Origin of the sequence: Limosilactobacillus oris (assembly GCF_025311495.1) — a bacterium.
In the GTDB taxonomy this organism is placed as follows: domain Bacteria; phylum Bacillota; class Bacilli; order Lactobacillales; family Lactobacillaceae; genus Limosilactobacillus; species Limosilactobacillus oris_A.
The window spans coordinates 618175-638234 of sequence record NZ_CP104398.1 but is presented as its reverse complement, the minus strand read 5'-3'; the positions used below and the strand labels follow the sequence as shown (position 1 = coordinate 638234).

The window sequence follows — 20060 nt, the reverse complement described above, 5'->3', positions numbered from 1 at the left end:
TTTTGGCATGGGTAAATTCGAAGTTATGGATCACCCACTGATCCAGCATAAGTTGACGATGATTCGTGATAAGAACGTCGGAACAAAATTTTTCCGGGAAACGGTGAAGGAAATCTCAACCTTGATGGCGTACGAGGTGGCACGGGACATGCCGCTCAAAGACGTTGAGGTCGAGACACCAATTGCCAAGACCACTAAGAAGGAACTAGCCGGGAAAAAGGTTGCCATTATTCCAATCCTCCGGGCCGGGCTCGGCATGGTTGATGGGATGACGGACCTGATTCCGGCAGCTAAGATTGGCTTTATTGGAATGTACCGGGATGAAAAGACGCTCAAACCGCATGAGTACTTTGTCAAGCTGCCTAACGATATTACTGAGCGGCAGCTGTTCATCGTTGACCCGATGCTGGCAACCGGTGGTTCTGCCATGATGGCCATTGAAGCTCTGAAGAAGCGGGGCTGCCAGGAGAAGAACATGAAGTTTGCCTGCCTGGTAGCTGCACCTGAAGGGGTCAAGGCGGTTCGGGAAGCCTACCCTGACGTGGATATTTACGCCGCGGGCCTGGATGACCACCTCAATGCTGATGGCTATATTGTTCCAGGATTAGGGGATGCCGGTGACCGGCTCTTCGGAACCAAGTAGATTGTTCAATGTGAAAGAAAGCAACCGTTACGAAAAGGTAAAACTTACGGACGGTTGCTTTTTTATTATTCAGAAAAGGGTACAATGACAATTAGTTTGAAATGAAGGGGATGCCCAAGATGTTAGAGCACTACTGGCCGCGGGGGCGGCTAGTTTTACTGCTGGTCCTGATCATAGCAGGGGTGGCGGCCTTATTCTTTACCAGCCATAACCAGCAATTTTACAAGCGGCCGATTGCCCGGGTAGAACGGGTTCAGACTGGAGCGGTTCGCCGGACCAGTGACCAGTTTCAAAACGTCGACCACCAACACCAGCAGACCTTGACGGTGCGGCTCCTGAACACGGCGGAGCGCGGCCAGCGATTAACGGTTACCAATACTTATAGTGATTCACAGCCAATGGACCTTCACTACCACCGGGGGGACCAGCTTTTTTTGAACCAGCTGAAAAAGCACCATGGTCACCTGAGTGCTAACGTCGCGGGCTATAAGCGTGACGGGGTCACTGTCTTTCTTTTTTGGCTGGTCTGCCTGCTCCTGCTAATGATGATGGGGAGCGCGGGAGCCCTGGCCCTGGTCAGCGTCCTGGTCAATACGCTGCTCTTTATCCTGGCAATTATAATTGACCTGAAAAATAACGGTGAGCACGTCATGTTGATTTTCGGGAGCCTGGCAGTTATTTTTACCGTGGTCAGCCTCCTGCTAATTCTAGGACCGACCAAAAAAATGCTGGCAACCACAGCGGCGACGATTATCGGTACCTTTACCGCCTTAGGGGTGAGCCTGCTAGTCTTCGCCTGGACCCACGAGCGGGGAATCTACTATGAATCGATGCAGTACGTGACCCAGGTTCCACGGCCGCTCTTCCTGGCGGAAACCTTACTGGGCTCTCTGGGGGCAGTAATGGATGAATCCAGTGACATTATTGCCACCCTCTTTGAGCTGAAGCAGCTCAACCCGACGGTCTCACGGCTTCAGCTTTTCCTGTCGGGACGCAGCGTCGGGAAGTCAATTATGGGACCGTTGGTGAACGTGCTCTTCCTGATTTTTATGGCGGAAACCTTTACCTCCAGCCTGCTCTACATAAAAAATGGTAATTCATGGGGCTACACCTTCGCGATGAACATGAGCCTGGGAACCGTTCAGAGTTTAGTGAGCGGGATTGGGATTGTCTTGGCCGTGCCATTAGTTAGCGGCTTTGGAGCACTTTTACTAGGGAGGCGGGCGACGAAATGAGTACGATTACAGCTTTAGGGTTAGTACTGCTGGTATTGATGGTGCTGGTAGGGGGCAAGCAGGGGTGGACGGCCTTCTTGAGCCTCTTGCTAAACTTTGGCTTCCTTTACTTTGCAATTATCTTGATTGCTTTTCACGTGCCGCCGCTCTTCGTGACGGTGACGACCGGGATTATTATCCTCGCGGTAACGATCTTTATGGGGGAAGACGACTTGCGGACGACGGTGACGGCCTTTTACGCTTCGCTCATCGTGACCGTGGTCCTGATCCTTCTGATCTTCCTCGTTGAACACTGGGCCCTGGTCCAGGGATTTGGAACTGAGGACAGCGATGACCTGGAGGGGATGTCGATTTTGATTGGCATTAGCTACTTCAAGGTGCTGATTACGGTAACGACCCTCAGCACGCTGGGGGCGATTGCTGAAGCGGCGATGGCGATTGCGGCAGGTCTAACGGAGATTCTCACAAACCACCCGGATGTCAGCGACCAGCAGCTGCTGCGGAGTGGGATGTCGATTGGCCGTCAAATTATCGGGACTACGCTCAACACCTTGTTTTTCGGCTTCTTTGGCGGCTTTTTGGCCCTCTTCATCTGGTTTGCCGGTTTGCACTATTCGCTGGGGACGATTATGAATAATAAAATTTTCGTAGCCGAGATGATAGAAGTCCTAGTTTCCTTTATCGGGGTCCTGCTGACGGTCCCCACGACGGCCTGGATAATGACCAAGCGGCGCGGAAAAGTCACCCCGGAGTAAAAGCGGAAACCTAGCCATCCCCGTGAAGGTTCGAAGACCAACACCCCCAATCAGCTTGCCGCCGATTGGGGTGTTTTACTTTCCTGTCTTTCAACCCCGCAGCTCGTCACGGGAATCTCTCTAGGATCGGCCGGGTTTGACTTCCTAACTGGGTTAAATCCTGATAATGGAACGGATTAAAATTCAGTTAGTATGATTAATAAACTAATTCCAAAAAGCGCCGAAACAACATCGAAAGCGCGTCATGACGCGGCCAAACAGTTAATCAGATTTGTCCTATTTGTCTAATGTTTTTTGAAATTTACGGCAAATAATGATATATTAACTATCGTAACTTGGGCTAATTCGTTTTCTTTGCGACGTTTTCCAATTTACAGCCAAATTATTGTTATAAGGAAAGAGGTGGAATATGAATGGGCGGTGATGCTTTAACTTTTAAGCTTTTCGGACTCACGTTCAATACAACGAACATTGTTTCTGGACTGATTATCTACGCAATCGTGTTCTTCACTCTTTACGGGATGTCACGAAAGATCAAAATGAAGCCGACCGGTGCGCAAAACGTTTTTGAATGGCTGGTTGACTTTACCAACGGGATTGTCCGGAGCCAGATGCCGGCATCAGAACAGGGCCATTACAGTTTCTTTGCCTTCGTTCTCTTTGTCTTCATCTTCTTCGCTAACCAATTCGGTCTGATCTTCCAGTTTCACTGGAACGGTGCGGAAGTGCTTAGAAGTCCAACGGCGGACCCTGTTGTCACGTTAACGTTTTCACTGATGGTAATGGCCTTGGCCCACTTTGCCGGTGTGGCGCACAACGGTCTGGGTGGCTATTTGAAGGGCTACACGAAGCCATTCTTGCTGATGATGCCGGTTAACATCATTGAAGACTTTGCGAACTTCTTGACGCTGGGTCTCCGTATCTTTGGTAACATTTTTGCCGGTGAACTATTAATGAGTTTAATTGCCAACATGGCCTTTTCACATGGCGCATTGACAATTATCCCCGGATTGCTGTTGGAACTTGCATGGCAAGGTTTCTCGGTATTCATTGGTTCAATCCAGGCATATGTCTTTGTAACATTAACGACGGTTTATATTTCTCGGAAGGTTTCCGAATAATAATCTCTAAGGAGGAATTTTAAAATGGCATTAGGTGCAATTGCTGCAGGACTCGCTGCTATGGGTGCCGCTATCGGTGGTGGTATTGGTGATGGTATCTTAATCGGTCACACTGTTGACAGTATCGCTCGTCAACCAGAATTACAAAGTCGTTTACAAGCAACGATGTTCATCGGTGTTGGTTTGATTGAAGCCATGCCAATCATCGCGATCGTTATCGGCTTCCTTGTTATGAACAAGTAATTATTGCAATCACTTATTTTTTATTTAGACAAGGAGGTGTCAATAGATGTTTGTGAACAATGTGTTAGCTGAATCAAACAGTTTATACGTTGGTGACCTGATTTTCTACATTGTCACCTTCATTATCCTGATGTTGCTGGTCAAGCACTTCGCTTGGGGCCCAGTTACTGACATGATGAAGAAGCGGGCTGACAAGATTGCCAGTGATATCGACAATGCTGCCAAGTCCCGCGAGAGTGCGGAAAAGATGGCCGCTAAGCGCCAAGCAGAACTGCAAAATTCACGTCAAGAAGCTGCTGACATTGTCAACAATGCCAAGAAGTCAGCTGAAACACAACGAGCACAAATTGTTGAGGCAGCACAAAACGATGCTCAAGCACTGAAGCAACAAGCGCAGCAAGATGCTGAACAAGCACGGCGTGACGCGTTGAATGGTGCTAAGGATGACGTTGCAAACTTATCTATTGAGATTGCTTCCAAACTCATCCAAAAAGAATTAAAGGCAGACGATCAAAAAGAATTGATCGACTCCTACATCGAAGGGTTGGTAGATCATGAGTCTTGATAAGAAGACGGTCGCCCGCCGCTATGCCCGGGCACTGTTTGAATTGGTCGATGCAGACAACGAAATCGATCAGACTTATCAAGAATTGATTGCTTTACGCCAAGTCTTTGAGGACAACGAGGGGTTAGAGGGCGCCTTAGCGGGTGTTCAGATGTCCTTCGCCGATAAAAAAGCCCTGGTCAATGCTTTGCAAGAGGGAGCTTCCCAGTACGTGCAAAACCTGATTCAGATGCTTTTTGATTACGGCCGCATTGATTGCCTGGTCGCAATTATTGATGAGTTTGAACGGCGGTATGACCAGCGTAACAAGCGGATGCATGCCGACGTTGTTACAGCGATCCAACTCGATAAACAACAACGGGACCAGCTCGCGGATAACCTGGCCAAGCGTTTCGGCGCGAACGAGGTTGTCTTAAACGAGCATGTCGATCCTGCAATTTTAGGTGGGGTTATCGTCCACGCGGATCATAAGACGCTTGACGGTAGTCTCAGCTCAAAGATTAAGCAAATTCGTCGTTTACTAGTTAGATAATTTAGATCTTTTGTTAAAGAGGTGAGACCTTTATGAGCATTAAAACTGAGGAAATCAGTTCACTCATCAAGAAACAGCTTGCCAACTACCAAAACCAAGTTTCCGTTGAAGAAACTGGGACGGTAACCTACGTTGGTGATGGTGTTGCTCGTGCTGACGGCTTGGAAAACGTCATGGCTGGTGAGTTGCTCGAATTTAGCAACGGTGTTTACGGGATGGCCCAAAACCTCGAAAGTAATGATGTTGGTATCGTTATTTTAGGTGACTTCAGCGGCATTCGTGAAGGTGACACTGTTAAACGGACGGGTCGAATCATGGAAGTGCCCGTCGGTGATGAATTACTGGGACGGGTTGTTGATCCCCTTGGTCGTCCAATTGACGGCCTGGGTGAAATCAAGACGACCAAGACGCGTCCAATTGAACGGAAGGCTCCAGGGGTTATGGAGCGGAAGAGTGTTAGCGTTCCTCTGCAAACCGGGATTAAGGTGATTGATGCCTTGGTTCCAATTGGTCGGGGTCAGCGTGAGTTGATCATTGGTGACCGGAAGACCGGGAAGACCGCGATTGCTCTTGATACAATCATTAACCAGAAGGACCAGGACGTAATTTGTATTTACGTTGCCATTGGGCAGAAGGAATCAACTGTCCGGGCGAACGTAGAAACCCTGCGTCGTTACGGTGCCTTGGATTACACGATCGTTGTTTCCGCTAGTGCATCTAACCCAGCACCAATGCTGTACATTGCGCCATATGCCGGTGCAGCGATGGGTGAGGAGTTCATGTTCGGCGGCAAGGATGTCCTGATTATTTATGATGACCTTTCCAAGCAGGCCGATGCCTACCGTGAACTTTCCCTGATTTTGCGGCGGCCACCAGGTCGTGAAGCCTACCCAGGTGATATCTTCTACACCCACTCACGGTTGCTGGAACGGGCTGCCCGCTTGTCAGATGACCTTGGCGGTGGTTCAATGACTGCCCTGCCAATTATTCAGACCCAAGCGGGGGACGTTTCTGCTTACATTCCAACGAACGTTATTTCCATCACCGATGGTCAGATTTTCTTGGATTCCGACGAATTCTACGCCGGTCAGCGGCCAGCCATTGATGCCGGGACTTCCGTTTCCCGGGTTGGTGGTGACGCCCAAGTAAAGGCAATGAAGAAGGTTGCCGGGACCCTGCGTTTGGATATCGCTTCCTACAACGAATTGGCATCCTTTGCCCAGTTCGGTTCTGACCTGGATGAAGCGACCCAGGCTAAGCTGGCCCGTGGTCAACGGACGATGGAAGTCCTGAAGCAGGGCCTGCACGAACCACAAACGGTTAGTCAACAGGTTGTAACCCTGTTTGCCCTGTCACACGGGTTCATTGATAAGATTCCGTTGGCGGACGTTCAGCGTTACGAAAGCGAATTAGCTGCGTACATGCACGCCAATCACCAGGACCTTTACGACAGTATTCAAAAGACCGGGAAGTTGCCAGAAGGCGATGACCTGCTGAACGCGGTAGCTGACTTCACCAAGTCCTTCCAGACCAGTGATGACCAGCAAAAAGCTGCTGAAAAGTAATGTTGATTAATACTAGTCGAAAGGACGGTGAGATTTAGTGCCAGCTTCACTTGCTGCAGTTAAACATAAAATTGAGTCGACACGGAGTACCCGGCAGATCACCTCTGCCATGCAGATGGTCTCAACTGCCAAACTGAATCAAATTCAACACCATACTCAAACCTACGAAGTCTATGCGGAGAAGGTTAAGCAGATGTTGGCTGATCTGGTTAAATCTCACAGTGCCACATCTGCCGCCTCTCAGGACGATGTTTACGCTGCACTATTTAAAAAGCGTCCAGTAAAGAAGACTGGAATCTTTGTGGTCACCTCAGACCGGGGCTTGGTAGGGAGCTATAACAGTAACATTATCAAGCAAACCCTGGCACTGATGGATGAACACAAGCTGAACAAGGACAACACCGTTTTTCTGACGATTGGTAAAACCGGGACGGAATTCTTCAAGAAGCGCGGAATGAACATCATTTACCAGTACACCGGAGTGACCGATGTGCCGACGTTCCGCAAAGCCTTGCCGATTGTCCGGACCGCAGTCCAAATGTACAATGACCAAGTATTTGATGAAATGTATCTGGTTTACAGTCACTACGTTAACCGGATTTCATCCAAGGTGATTGCACACAAGGTTTTACCGATTACCGAAGACTCCCTGCTGGATGCGGCAGGCAACCTGCCAGATAAGAAGTCCGCACTGGATAACAGTGACGTTACTTCTGCCCACGTCTCAGCTGAATACGAGTTTGAACCGTCAGATACGGTGATTGTTTCTGCACTGGTTGCCCAGTATGCAGAAAGCTTGATTTATGGTGCACTGCTGGATGCCAAGACATCCGAGCATTCCTCAAGTGCGAATGCAATGCGTTCCGCTACTGATAATGCTGATGACATTATTTCAACGCTGGAATTGCAGTATAACCGTGCACGGCAAGCAGCCATCACCACCGAAATTACCGAAATTACCGGTGGGATGACTGCCCAAGAATAATATTTCTAACGTAGGAGGAAACAACATGAGTTCTGGTAAAGTTGTACAAGTTATCGGACCTGTTGTCGATGTTGAATTCCCCTTAGACGAAAAACTTCCTGAAATTAATGACGCGTTAAAGATCAAGGAAAGTGATGACAAGACCTTAACGACTGAAGTTGCCCTGGAATTGGGTGACGGTGTCGTGCGGACGATTGCCATGGACGGAACCGATGGTCTGCAACGGGGCATGGAAGTAGAAAACACTGGCGCATCAATTAGTGTGCCAGTTGGTGATGATACTCTGGGACGAGTATTTAACGTCTTAGGTGAACCAGTTGACAATGGACCGGAATTTGGCCCTGATGCAAAGCGGATGCCTATTCACCGTGACGCACCAAAATACGACGAATTAAACAACAACACGGAAATCCTGGAAACCGGGATCAAGGTTATTGACCTGCTGGCTCCATATGTTCGTGGTGGTAAGATTGGTCTGTTCGGTGGTGCCGGTGTTGGTAAGACCGTTTTGATTCAGGAATTGATTCACAATATTGCCCAAGGCCACAATGGTATTTCTGTCTTCACGGGTGTTGGTGAACGGACCCGTGAAGGTAACGATATGTACTACGAAATGAAGGCCTCCGGGGTTCTGGAAAAGACGGCCATGGTTTATGGTCAGATGAACGAACCGCCTGGTGCCCGGATGCGGGTTGCCCTGACTGGTTTGACGATTGCGGAATACTTCCGTGATGTGAAGGGCCAAGACGTGCTCTTGTTCATCGATAACATTTTCCGGTTTACCCAAGCCGGTTCAGAAGTTTCTGCCCTCCTGGGGCGGATTCCTTCTGCCGTTGGTTACCAACCAACGCTGGCTACTGAAATGGGACAGTTGCAGGAACGGATTACTTCTACTAAGAAGGGGTCCATTACGTCAATCCAGGCCGTTTACGTGCCTGCCGATGACTACACCGACCCAGCTCCTGCAACGACTTTCGCCCACTTGGACGCTACGACCAACCTGGAACGGCGGCTGACCCAAATCGGGATTTACCCAGCCGTGGATCCACTTGAATCAACCTCAACTGCGCTGACTCCAGAAATCGTTGGTAAGGAACATTACGAAGTTGCCACCCAGGTTCAACACGTTCTTCAACGGTACCATGAATTGCAAGACATCATCTCTATCTTGGGGATGGATGAATTGTCCGATGAAGAAAAGACGATTGTTGCCCGGGCACGGCGGATTCAAAACTTCCTTTCCCAGAGTTTCAGTGTCGCTGAACAGTTCACGGGGACTCCCGGTAAGTACGTTCCATTAAAGGATACTGTTAAGGGCTTCAAGGCCATTCTTGATGGTAAGTATGATGACCTGCCAGAAGAAGCATTCCGGCTGGTCGGAACGATTGATGATGCTGTCGAAAAAGCAAAGAAATTAAAGGCAGACGCTGACACAGACGACGCAAACAACTAAGGAGGGATAACGGATGGCTGATAGTAAATTTAAGGTCACGATTATTACTCCTGATGGCACCGTCTACAACAATGACGAGGCGACGATGATTGTCATGAACACCGCTGGTGGGCAAATGGGAATCATGGCGAACCACGTGCCATTGCTTGCTTCTCTGGAAATCAGTGTTGTTCGGATTAAGCATGCTGAAGGCGAAGACGAAGTCGCTGCAGTCAACGGCGGGATCATCCAGTTTGATGGTCACGAGGCGTTGATTGCCGCGGATAGTGCTGAATTGCCCGAACGAATTGATGTCGAACGAGCCCAAAGTGCGAAGGAACGGTCAGAAGAAGCCATTAAGGAAGCCAAGGCTCGCCATGATAGTGACGAACTGGCGCGGGCGGAAGTCCACCTTAAACGGGCAATTAACCGTTTGAACGCATCAAAGTACAGCAATAAAGAATAATTGGCTATCTTGATTAGTCATGGTAGGGGCGTGCCGGCTCCTAGCAAAACAAAGCAGCTGCTAAGTGTTTACTTAACGGCCGCTTTTTTTGTGCTCTTAAAGGATGGCGGCTTTTAATAAAAAGTTAAACTTTGGCGGGAAGGGCCTATTTTCCCTGCCCATATGCTATCATACAATTTAGTTTATTCTATAAAGAAGGCGATCAAGTGCAGATGACGGGGATCCACGCTCTATTGGAAATTATTGTGCAATTTATTTTTATCTGGCTGGCATTTACGGCAATCCAAGGCTTTCATGTTGAACGGCTGTTTAAGCGGCCGCCGCGAACGCTGCCGTTAGCGATTGTGCTATTGTCAACTGCAATTGGCTTCCTGTGTGCCAACTTCTTTTTAGGGATCTTAACGGCAATTGGTAACCTGACTTACTTGGTTCGCTGAGGGGGACGGAGGAGAAAATGGAAAAGATAATTATTAAGGGTGGCCGACCGTTACGGGGGAAGGTCACCGTTGAGGGCTCAAAAAATGCTGTATTGCCGCTGCAAGCGGCGGCAATCCTGGCGGTCCAGGGAACCGTCACCTTAAATCACGTTCCTCCGGTCACCGATGTCCGGCTGATGAACCGCCTGCTTCGTTTCCTCAACCTCAAGACGGCTTACGGGGAAAAGCAGCGCCAACTGGTCATCAACGGGAGTGTCCCCCTGTCCTCGGAAGCCCCGTTTGAATACGTTAACCAGATGCGGGCGTCGCTGTTGGTAATGGGACCACTATTGGCTCGGACCGGGCAGGTCCGGATTGCTTTGCCGGGGGGCTGTTCGATCGGTGCGCGGCCAATTGATCTCCACCTGGCGGGGTTGCGCAAACTCGGGGCCACCATCAAGCAGGATGCTGGCTTTATTGATGCTCGCTGTGACCACCTGGTAGGCTCCCGGATTATCCTCGACTTTCCTAGTGTGGGGGCGACGGAAAACCTGATGATGGCGGCAACGATGGCCGAGGGAATTACGACCATTGAAAACGCCGCTTGTGAACCGGAAATCGTGGAATTGGCTAACCTGCTTAATAAGATGGGCGGCCGGGTGCACGGAGCTGGGAGCAAGGTTATTCGGGTTCAGGGAGTCTACTACCTCCACGGTGCGGAATATACGGTCGCACCAGACCGGATTGAGGCGGGGACCTGGATGCTGGCTGCGGCGGTAACCAATGGTGACATTATCGTGCAAAACGCGGCTGCTGCCTACAACACCTCTTTGATTGCTAAGCTGGAAGAAATGGGTGTGACGGTGATTAAGCAGGAAGACGGTATCCGCGTCTTGGGAACGTCTGTCCTGATTCCAGCAAATGTTAAGGCAATGCCCTATCCGGGGTTTCCAACCGATTTGCAGCCACAAATGACCGTTCTCCAGTTGCTGGCAAACGGTACCAGTACAATGGAAGAACACGTCTTTGAGCAGCGCTTTAACCACTTAGAAGAGTTGCGCCGGATGAACGCGGACTTCCAAATCGCGGGCTCAGTTGCAATCCTTGACGGCCCGACCCACTTTAGCGGGGCGGAGGTGGCCGCGACGGACCTCCGTGCTGGAGCAGCCTTAGTCCTGGCCGGTTTAGCGGCGACGGGAATTACCCAGGTGCGCAATCCCCAGTGTCTGGACCGGGGCTACTACGATTTTTATCAGAAACTTCACCAGCTGGGTGCCCAGATTGACCGGTTAGATGTTAAAGAGAAGTTTAAAATCAAGCCAGAACAGCCGCGTCAGGAAAACAAGGGCAGTGAGCCGGAGTAAATTTGTGGTATAATACCAACGATATTGTCAATCTAGTTGCCTGGCAGCTATTGCCAGGGAGTAACATCAAGTTAAAGCACAAAGGAGATAAGTTGAATGGCTAAAGATATTGGAATTGATTTGGGGACGGCCAACGTTCTGATTTATGTACAGGGCAAGGGCATTGTCTTGAACGAACCATCCGTTGTCGCAATTGACACCCAGACCAATAAAGTACTAGCGGTCGGCTCAGAAGCGTACCGGATGGTGGGGCGGACTCCCAGCAACATTCGGGCAATTCGCCCGCTCAAGAACGGGGTCATTTCAGACTTTGACGTTACCCAGGAGATGCTTTCCTACTTTATCGGCAAGTTGAGTGTTAAGGGGTTCATGTCGAAGCCGAATATCATGATCTGTGCACCAACTAATATTACTGAAATCGAACGGAAGGCGATTATCCAAGCGGCTGAGCAGTCTGGTGGCGGCAAGGTCTACCTGGAATACGAGCCGAAAGTAGCGGCCATCGGTGCTGGTTTGGATATCTTCAAGCCGCGCGGCAGCATGGTCATCGATATGGGTGGGGGAACCAGTGACATTGCCATCCTTTCCTTGGGGGACATTGTGGCTAGTCAATCCATCCGTCTCGCCGGGGACAAGATGAACAGCGACATCGCTGCCTACATCAAGGACAAGCATGGTCTGGTAATCGGTGAGCACACCGCCGAAAACATCAAGATGGAAATCGGGACGGCCCTGCAGGTCGACGACCCTAAGGAAATGGATGTTCGTGGCCGGGACGTTGCCAGTGGAATGCCAAAGCAGATTACCGTTAACCAAAACGAAATCGAAGAAGCCCTCCACGATACCCTCGACCAGATTATCACGGCTACGATCAACGTTTTGGAAACCATTCCGCCTGAGCTGGCGAGTGACATCATTGACCGGGGAATCGTCCTCACTGGGGGAACCTCGCTCCTAAACGGACTTGACCAGCTCTTCAGCTCCCGCCTCAAGGTTCCGGTAGTCGTTTCCCAGGACCCACTGGATAACGTTGCCAAGGGGGCCGGCGAGATGCTGGAACGGATGCAAAAGACTGATAGCAAAAAGAAGTAACGTGAATGGTTCACTTACTATGTAACCTCGTCCGCTGGTACCAACGAGGAGTTTCGGCGCGCCGCCCATACCGGGTCTGCCGGTTCTCCCCTACGTGTTCCCAGTATATGATAGAGGCCTTGAAGCGCTTTGGCCTCAAGGGACTATTACTGGGCATTGCCCGGCTCTTGCGGTGTCAACCGTTTTTCCGGGGTGGCTATGACCCCGTGCCGGAACACTTTACGTTTCAGCGGCAGCATTAATGAAAAGGTGAAAAAGTGGCAAAGAAAGATAAAAAGATTGAAGTAAGCGTTAAGGACATTGAACGACACAACCAACCGGTCCAGCAGATTTTCATTGGCCGGCGGCTGATTGGGGAGGTCGTTACCGCCAATGAACGGTTTAAGGCCGTCTTGGTGGCCGACCAGAGTGAATTCAACGTCCGCTCACAAGAAGAGGGCCTGGAAATGGTCCTACAGCAATACCATCTCCACCAGCGGTAGGTTAATGGTCGCAAGTTTTCTTGTGAAAAAATCTGGCATAAAGGAGTTAGGTAATGCAACATTCGCAAAATGATGAGGAAAGTCGACTTGACTGGGGAATTATTTTCTGTGTGCTTATGCTCGCCTTGATTGGCCTAGCGTCGATTTACGTGGCGGCGGTTCACGACCAGCAGCCGACCAGTGTCGCCCGGCAGGTAATTACTCAACTGGTCTGGTACATCATCGGGACCATCCTGGTGGTGGTCATTATGCAGTTTGACTCGGAGCAGCTCTGGAAACTGGCACCGATTGTCTACTGGTTCAGTATTTTTCTGATGTTTGCGATCCTGGTATTTTATAGCCGGTCGTACTACGTTAATACCGGGGCCAAGAGCTGGTTCGCTATCGGGCCGTTTACTTTCCAGCCGTCGGAAATTATGAAGCCAGCCTACATCCTGATGATGGGGCGGGTCATTACAACTCATAATAACCGTTATCCTGTCCACACCGTCCAATCCGATTGGCGCTTGATTGGGACAATGTTCCTGTGGCTCCTGCCGGTCCTGATCTCCCTTCACTTTCAAAATGACTTTGGGACCGCGCTGGTGTTCTGTGCTATCTTTGCGGGGATGATTCTGGTCTCTGGGGTAACCTGGCGAATCTTAGCCCCGGCAATTATTGGGGTGAGCGCGGTTGGTGGCGCCGTACTGGCGATGGTTACCAGTACGGTCGGTCGGACTATTTTGGAGCACATTGGCTTCCAAGCCTACCAGTTTGACCGGGTCGACACCTGGCTGCACCCGGAACAGGATACGACCAACCAGGGTTACCAGCTGTGGCAGAGTATCAAGGCCGTTGGTTCCGGTGGAATTACCGGGACGGGCTTTAACAATTCCAAGGTGTACGTGCCGGTGCGGGAATCCGACATGATTTTCTCGGTGATTGGGGAAAACTTCGGCTTTATCGGCGGGGTTTTACTGATCCTGATTTACCTGCTGCTGATTTACTTGATGATCCGGGTAACCTTTGATACGAAGAACGAATTCTACGCCTATATCTCAACCGGGGTCATTATGATGATCCTCTTCCACGTTTTTGAAAACATCGGGATGAACATCGGTTTACTGCCATTGACCGGGATCCCGCTGCCCTTCATCAGTGCAGGGGGGTCATCATTGATCGGTAACCTGATTGGGATCGGAATGGTGATGTCGATGCGGTACCACCACCGTTCCTATATGTTTAGCAGCAACCAGGAATTTAGATAAGGAGATTGCACAATGGCAACAAAGAATACGTATTTTTGGACGAAGCAGCAGGCTGATGGGACGACCCGGGTGGGCTTAAACGACCAGGGGCGCGATGACCTGGGAGAAGTTAGCTTTATCGACCTGCCGGCAGCCGGCACGGAGCTAGAAGTCGGGGGAAAGTTTATTTCTGTAGAAGCTGAAAAGGCGGTTACCGACTTGGAAAGCCCAGTTGCGGGGACAATCGTTGCCGTCAACGAAAAGCTGGCTGACCAGCCGGAAGACCTTTCTAGCAGTGACGACCAGCAAAACTGGATCGTGACGGTGAAGTAACCAGTCTTGAAGTAAAAACTCTGAGATTCCTGTCCAGGAATTTTGGAGTTTTTTTACCGCCAGTTATATTACAGCTTGGTCTGGAACCTGTTTCATGCTATACTAATGGTTCGAGGAAATCGGTTTGAAGTTATAATAATATTTAATTAAGGTGGTATTTCAAATGACAAAGAAATTACGTGTTGCTTTATTGTTTGGTGGCAATTCATCTGAACATGATGTTTCTAAACGGTCAGCACATAATATTTATGATGCCATGGACAAGGACAAGTATGATGTCAGCCTTTTTATGTTCACTAAGGATGGCATCCTGCTGGATAATGCCTACTCTCAACGAATCTTTGATGGGGAACCCGAAGATCAGGTGGTAGCGGATGCTTACCGGCACATGGACCTCGACCAGCCGCTGGCCCCAATTATGGCGCTGAACGAGCTGGAAGCGGTCGACTTCTTCTACCCGGTTATTCACGGGAATCTGGGGGAAGATGGGACAATCCAGGGTCTGTTCAAACTGCTGAAGAAGCCTTACGTCGGGTCCGGAATTTCTGCCAGTGCCCTTTCCTTTGACAAGGACCTGACCAAGAAGATGTTAAACGAGGCTGGAATCAGGAATACCCCGTACGTCCTGCTGACACCGGAAAATCAGGCCGAATATTCCTGGGGACGGTTAGAGGAAGAACTCGGCAACCTGATCTTTATCAAGCCAGCTCGGCAAGGATCGTCGGTGGGGATTCACCGGGTAACGAACGCTGAGGAGTACGCCGCGGCGCTTAAAGATGCCTTCAAGTATGACTTTAAGGTTTTGGCAGAGAAGGGGCTTGACCGGCCGCAGGAAATTGAAATTTCTATTTTAGGCAATGAGCACCCGGTAGCTTCTAAGCTGGGGGCCGTTCGGGTACCGGAAAGCGATCCTTTCTATGACTACGAAAACAAGTTTGTCGATGCCAGCGGCGTGGTCTTTGAACTGCCGGTGAAGTTACCGCAGTACTTGACTGACGAAATTACGGAGATGGCGTTGAAGGCGTACCGGGTTCTGGGGATGAAGGGACTCTCACGGATTGACTTCCTGGTTGATTCTAACAACATTCCATACCTGAGCGAGCCGAACACCCTGCCTGGCTTTACCAACATCAGCCTCTACCCGCAGATGTGGGAAGTTTCTGGCATTTCGTATTCAGAACTGATTGACCGCCTGATTGAACTTGGTTTAGCAGAGTTTAAACGAAACAGTCAAATTAAATATGATTTCCGTGAATTAGGAACGGAGCATGTTGGTCAAAAGAAATACAACGACTAACCCATAAGTTGTCTTTTTAGTCAAGATACTAATGCTGATTTGACAAAACGGTTAATAGTTATAAAATAAAAAATGGCTTGCTTACCCTTTTACAGTTAGTAGTTGAAAAGCGGACAAGCGTTTTTTGCGGAAATTATTACAACTAGTGCTATAATAATCAGTAAAGTAATAGCAGAACAACTATGTTTAGTGGATTAAAAGGACAATAAAAATAATAATTAATCGAGGATGGTAACCAATGAGACTACGTGGAGATGTGTTAAAACAAATTCGCCGCAAGAGGGGGTTATCGCAGACGGCATTAGCTGAAGGGATTTGTACCCAAGCGACGATTAGTTTAATGGAGAAACAGAACCGGTTGCCCAAGATGGATATTTTGACGGCGATTTGCGAACGTCTCAACATTCAACCGGACCGGATCGTGGAAAATGAAGTGAGTGGCGTTAACGATACCTTTAACCAGATTATCGACGCCTTGACAGACCAAGAGTATGACTTGGCAAAGCAACTCATTTCAAAGATTAGCATTAAAAGTTTGAATAGCGACTTTGATAAGCAACGGTACTACTACCTGCTCGGGATGGTGCAGATTAGTCAGGACCAGATTGATGATGCGATTTTCAACTTTGAACTTGTTTTAACTCAATTTGCGACGACCAGCGCCAACATTTACCTGGCAATGACCACGGCGGGGATGGCCTTGGCCTACCTGAAACGGGATGACCATGAACGGGCTGTTCGTTTGACTGACCGGGCAGTTAAGCTAATTGACAACAAGAAGTTGATTGGGAGTCTGCACCAGTGGGCTTCAATTAACTGCAAGATTGCCGAGCTCTACTGGCGCTTAGGTGAGCCTGAAAAGGCGTTGGCAAGTGCCCAACGGGGAATTCAGCTCTGCCGGGACCGGGACTCGCTCTTTATCCTTGATCAATTATACCTGTACGTTGGCCGGGCCTACATCGCCATGGGTGAAAAGGAGAAGGCCAAGCAGGCACTTGAAGTAGCGAAGAGCCTTAGCATTGCCCGTCACGGGAAGATTAACGAAGAACACATTATTGAAGAACTTGCCAAATTAGATTAACCATGAAAAAGCCAGGAGATGAATTTGAAGTGCCCTACAATTGTTAGACAAGAAATCTAATGATTGTGGGGTACTTTTTATATGGTCAAATACAAACCTGAATTAAAGGCGCAAATTGTTAATGAATACCTATCAACTTCGCAAAGTACTTATGTTTTAAGTGACAAATATCAAATTAGTAGGCGTCGAATAGCTGAATGGATTCAAAGGTATCGGTTGAACGGGATTGATGCCTTTAAACCTCACCGACATAAGCGAACCTTTACCACTGATTTCAAATTAAGTGTGATAGACTACTACCAAACTCATGAGGATTCAATGGCTGAAGTAGCGGCTCGTTTTGATGTCTTACCAGCACAAATTTCTGTATGGTGCTCACAATTTGAACGGGTCGGGATTACAGCTTTGAAGCCTCACCCGAAAGGTAGGCTGTCTAAAATGAAACATACTAAAAAGTAGGCACGTCAACTCGCTAATAAAAGTGAGTTAGAACGGTTAAAAGAAGAACTAGCGAAGAAGAACCGTGAACTCTATGATACCAAACTGGAGCGCGATATCTTAAAAAAATCGCTGTCCCTGTTCGGACCCTCAAAGCCAGGCAGAAAACCCAAATAGTGGATCCGATCAGGGACGATTAAGCATCACTACCTAAGAAACAGCGCTATAAGATTGGCGACCTGCTTAAAGCAACGGAACTAGCTAAGGCAACCTATCACGATGAACGGAAACGCATCGCTAATCGTCATGATAAATATCGTGAAGTGAAGAAAGTAATTCTTCAAATCGCTCAACAGTTTCAAATCCGAGGGCGTTGGACAGCGGGCTATCGTCGCATTCAAGCAGAATGGACAAACTTAAATTACATTTGGGTGATACAATTCGGAAGTTAATGCGTGAATTAGACATACAAGTAAGCTTATACAATCGCCATCGGAATGGTAAATATTCATCATATCATGGCACTGTTGGTCAGGTTGCAGACAATAAATTAAAGCAAGAGTTCAATGAAGTTTGGCCTTACCAGGTTATTCATACTGATGTGACGCAGGTTCGTTTAGCCAATCATCAATGGGCTTATATCTCGGTAATGATTGACGAAGCGAGTCAAGAGATTCTGGCCTTTCAGATTAACACCAGACCCAGTAAAGATTTGATTATGCGAACTCTGACAGAATTAATCGACCATTTACCTGATGATGCCCAACCAATTATCCATTCAGATCAAGGCTGGCATTACCAGTTAGCTTACTATACCCAAAAGTTAGTGGATCATCGGTTTATTCAAAGAATGTCACGGAAAGGAAACTGCTTGGATAACGCTCCGATAGAAAGTTCCTTTCACTTATTTAAGACGGAATTACTGGCTGGCTTTCCACCATGTAAGGATATTACAGAACTAACTGAACTTTCCCAGAAGTATGTTCAGTACTTTAACAACGTCAGAACGACCTTAAAAACAAAAGGTATGACTCCGGTTGAGTACCGAAATCATACCTTAGCAGCTTAATATTTCAATTTTGCCTAACTTTTGTCTTGCACTTCACAGTTATGTAAGTACCATATCGTATTCATTCCAAAGTATAGACGTAAAATAATATTCAATCAATATGGCAGATTGTAAAATTTAAGTTGAACATTTAAGTGGACAGAAAAACCCATCAAGGTCTTTAATGGTGTTACCTCAACATTCCATTAGAAAGAAGGACCTTGATGGGCACCACTATTTTATCATTCCAGCACCGCGTTGTCATTGAAACGCTTCATAATGAAGGACGTTCTTTGCGATACATCGCTAACTACTTAGGCTTTAGTAAGACCACCATCTTTAACGAACTTCACCGGCTAAATAGTGAGTACCAGGCTGAGCTAGCGCAAACTGACTTTGAACAAAAGGTTAGTCAACGGAGGCGGAAGTCTTCGCTCACTAAAAACCTTAAACACTTGGTCGAGGAAAGGATTCAAGTCCAGAAGTGGTCCCCTGAACAAGTTGCCCATGTGGTGGGGATTGCCTACAAGACGGTTTATAACTGGATTGATCAAAAATGGCTTGATGTGCAGTTATCTGATTTGCCTGATCATGGAATACGTCGCCATCGCGCTAAAGAAAAGCGTGGTACATTCAGTCACGGCCGCTCAATTGAGGAGCGTCCTCATAAAATCGAAACTCGCCAGGAATTTGGCCACTTTGAAGCTGACACCGTGCTTTCTGGCAAGCGTAAAGGTCAAGCTGTGGCTACTTTTGTGGAGCGTAAGAGTCGCCTGACAATTGTTAAACGGCTCCATGGCCGCGACAGTCAGTCCATGACTCAAGCCGTAGTTGAACTAGCTAGTCAACTTCAAGACAAGCTCAAGACGCTTACCGTGGATCATGGTAAAGAGTTCGCTAACTATCAGACAATTGAACGGCAAACTGGTACTCCGGTTTATTTTGCCCATGCTTATTCACCACATGAACGCGGTAGTAATGAGAATCGTAACCGAGTTTTGCGACGATTTATTCCCAAGGGACAAGCTATTGAAGAGCTGAGCGATCGCCAGCTGGTTCAAATCAATTGGTATCTGAATTTCCGGCCACTTAAATGTCTTAACTGGCGCACACCAATCGAGATCTTCCTGCTTAATTTACGTCATTAAATTCGTTCAAGTTATTTCTTGCAATCTGCCATATCGAAAAGATCTCAGAGATTACATCAAACTATTGTGCAACTATAAAGGTGTAGCAATTATAGAAGGGCATATGATGCCTGATCACGTACACTTACTAGTAAGTATCCCACCAAAGTTGAGTGTTTCGCAGTTCATGGGATACCTAAAAGGAAAAAGTGCATTGATGATGTTTGATCGTCACGCCAATTTGAAGTATAAGTTTGGGAATCGCTACTTCTGGGCAGAAGGATATTACCTAAGTACAGTTGGCATGAATGAAGCCACAATTAAGAAATATATCCGAGACCAGGAAAAGCATGATATTTCAATAGACAAGTTAACAAGTACAGAATACTCAGACCCTTTTAAGGGTAAGTGAAGGAGCACAAACGCTACTTAAAGTAGCAGCGAAGTAGTCAGAGCATTTTGGCTTGAGACGCCGGCTTTTCGTTTCGGCTTATAGCCGATGTGCAAACCACCCGTTCGACGGGTGGTTATGATTTAAAAAAGTCCCGTTTAATGCACAATACTACCGTTGAATGAAACGTGACTTTAGTAGATTGAGCTAAAATAAGTGGTGT

The 20060-nt window shown here is 48.2% G+C and carries 23 protein-coding genes and 2 pseudogenes; all 25 read left to right on the top strand.

What is annotated here, in order from left to right:
- Positions 1–7: 7 nt before the first annotated feature.
- Positions 8–643, top strand: a complete 636-nt coding sequence (gene upp, locus N4599_RS03400) for a uracil phosphoribosyltransferase (protein WP_003712850.1) — start codon at positions 8–10, stop codon at positions 641–643.
- A 119-nt stretch (positions 644–762) separates the two neighbouring features.
- A complete protein-coding gene (locus N4599_RS03395; protein ID WP_062814175.1) occupies positions 763–1878 on the top strand; it encodes a YibE/F family protein in 1116 nt (371 codons plus the stop codon).
- Positions 1875–2633: a YibE/F family protein gene (locus tag N4599_RS03390; protein WP_260901989.1), complete on the top strand. Its 759-nt coding sequence runs from the start codon at positions 1875–1877 to the stop codon at positions 2631–2633. The genes N4599_RS03395 and N4599_RS03390 overlap by 4 nt, the downstream gene beginning before the upstream one ends.
- A 413-nt stretch (positions 2634–3046) precedes the next feature.
- A complete protein-coding gene (atpB, locus tag N4599_RS03385) occupies positions 3047–3754 on the top strand; it encodes a F0F1 ATP synthase subunit A (protein ID WP_003712848.1) in 708 nt (235 codons plus the stop codon).
- 24 nt (positions 3755–3778) lie between these two features.
- Positions 3779–3997 carry a F0F1 ATP synthase subunit C gene (gene atpE / locus N4599_RS03380; RefSeq protein WP_003666561.1) on the top strand — a complete coding sequence of 73 codons (219 nt, stop codon included), beginning with the start codon at positions 3779–3781 and terminating at the stop codon, positions 3995–3997.
- Between the two features lie 46 nt (positions 3998–4043).
- On the top strand, positions 4044–4562 hold the full coding sequence (gene atpF / locus N4599_RS03375; protein WP_003712800.1) for a F0F1 ATP synthase subunit B: 519 nt from the start codon (positions 4044–4046) through the stop codon (positions 4560–4562).
- Positions 4552–5094: an ATP synthase F1 subunit delta gene (gene atpH / locus N4599_RS03370; RefSeq protein WP_003712866.1), complete on the top strand. Its 543-nt coding sequence runs from the start codon at positions 4552–4554 to the stop codon at positions 5092–5094. The genes atpF and atpH overlap by 11 nt, the downstream gene beginning before the upstream one ends.
- A 32-nt stretch (positions 5095–5126) precedes the next feature.
- Positions 5127–6659 carry a F0F1 ATP synthase subunit alpha gene (gene atpA, locus N4599_RS03365; RefSeq protein WP_003712847.1) on the top strand — a complete coding sequence of 511 codons (1533 nt, stop codon included), beginning with the start codon at positions 5127–5129 and terminating at the stop codon, positions 6657–6659.
- A gap of 37 nt (positions 6660–6696) precedes the next feature.
- The gene (locus N4599_RS03360) at positions 6697–7644 is read left to right on the top strand and encodes a F0F1 ATP synthase subunit gamma (RefSeq protein ID WP_003712878.1); all 948 of its coding nucleotides are present in this window, start codon (positions 6697–6699) and stop codon (positions 7642–7644) included.
- 25 nt (positions 7645–7669) lie between these two features.
- Positions 7670–9097, top strand: coding sequence for a F0F1 ATP synthase subunit beta (gene atpD / locus N4599_RS03355; RefSeq protein ID WP_003712859.1), 1428 nt, complete (start codon positions 7670–7672; stop codon positions 9095–9097).
- A 13-nt stretch (positions 9098–9110) separates the two neighbouring features.
- A complete protein-coding gene (locus N4599_RS03350; RefSeq protein ID WP_003712857.1) occupies positions 9111–9542 on the top strand; it encodes a F0F1 ATP synthase subunit epsilon in 432 nt (143 codons plus the stop codon).
- 212 nt (positions 9543–9754) lie between these two features.
- Positions 9755–9979: a DUF1146 family protein gene (locus tag N4599_RS03345; RefSeq protein WP_260902464.1), complete on the top strand. Its 225-nt coding sequence runs from the start codon at positions 9755–9757 to the stop codon at positions 9977–9979.
- A 17-nt stretch (positions 9980–9996) separates the two neighbouring features.
- A complete protein-coding gene (murA, locus tag N4599_RS03340) occupies positions 9997–11322 on the top strand; it encodes a UDP-N-acetylglucosamine 1-carboxyvinyltransferase (protein ID WP_260901968.1) in 1326 nt (441 codons plus the stop codon).
- A 96-nt stretch (positions 11323–11418) separates the two neighbouring features.
- Positions 11419–12414 (top strand): rod shape-determining protein, encoded by a 996-nt coding sequence (gene mreB / locus N4599_RS03335; protein ID WP_062814168.1) that lies wholly within the window; start codon positions 11419–11421, stop codon positions 12412–12414.
- Between the two features lie 5 nt (positions 12415–12419).
- Positions 12420–12656 (top strand): membrane protein insertion efficiency factor YidD, encoded by a 237-nt coding sequence (gene yidD / locus N4599_RS03330; RefSeq protein WP_260901965.1) that lies wholly within the window; start codon positions 12420–12422, stop codon positions 12654–12656.
- A 15-nt stretch (positions 12657–12671) separates the two neighbouring features.
- The gene (locus N4599_RS03325) at positions 12672–12896 is read left to right on the top strand and encodes a DUF2969 domain-containing protein (RefSeq protein WP_056984649.1); all 225 of its coding nucleotides are present in this window, start codon (positions 12672–12674) and stop codon (positions 12894–12896) included.
- A gap of 53 nt (positions 12897–12949) precedes the next feature.
- Positions 12950–14143 carry an FtsW/RodA/SpoVE family cell cycle protein gene (locus N4599_RS03320; RefSeq protein WP_260901963.1) on the top strand — a complete coding sequence of 398 codons (1194 nt, stop codon included), beginning with the start codon at positions 12950–12952 and terminating at the stop codon, positions 14141–14143.
- 12 nt (positions 14144–14155) lie between these two features.
- On the top strand, positions 14156–14455 hold the full coding sequence (locus N4599_RS03315; RefSeq protein WP_062812475.1) for a glycine cleavage system H family protein: 300 nt from the start codon (positions 14156–14158) through the stop codon (positions 14453–14455).
- Positions 14456–14618: 163 nt separating this feature from the next.
- Entirely contained in the window at positions 14619–15752 is a 1134-nt protein-coding gene (locus N4599_RS03310) for a D-alanine--D-alanine ligase family protein (protein ID WP_062812474.1), read from the top strand.
- Between the two features lie 238 nt (positions 15753–15990).
- On the top strand, positions 15991–16833 hold the full coding sequence (locus tag N4599_RS03305) for a helix-turn-helix domain-containing protein (protein WP_260901961.1): 843 nt from the start codon (positions 15991–15993) through the stop codon (positions 16831–16833).
- Positions 16834–16914: 81 nt separating this feature from the next.
- Positions 16915–17292, top strand: a complete 378-nt coding sequence (locus N4599_RS03300; protein ID WP_260901959.1) for a helix-turn-helix domain-containing protein — start codon at positions 16915–16917, stop codon at positions 17290–17292.
- 430 nt (positions 17293–17722) lie between these two features.
- Positions 17723–18340: an IS3 family transposase gene (locus N4599_RS03295; protein WP_260901957.1), complete on the top strand. Its 618-nt coding sequence runs from the start codon at positions 17723–17725 to the stop codon at positions 18338–18340.
- A gap of 21 nt (positions 18341–18361) precedes the next feature.
- Positions 18362–18451 (top strand): annotated as a pseudogene (locus N4599_RS03290) (transposase); the annotation flags it as partial.
- 92 nt (positions 18452–18543) lie between these two features.
- A complete protein-coding gene (locus N4599_RS03285) occupies positions 18544–19467 on the top strand; it encodes an IS30 family transposase (RefSeq protein ID WP_260901955.1) in 924 nt (307 codons plus the stop codon).
- A 34-nt stretch (positions 19468–19501) separates the two neighbouring features.
- A pseudogene (gene tnpA / locus N4599_RS03280) lies at positions 19502–19858 on the top strand (IS200/IS605 family transposase); the annotation flags it as partial.
- Between the last annotated feature and the right edge of the window lie 202 nt (positions 19859–20060).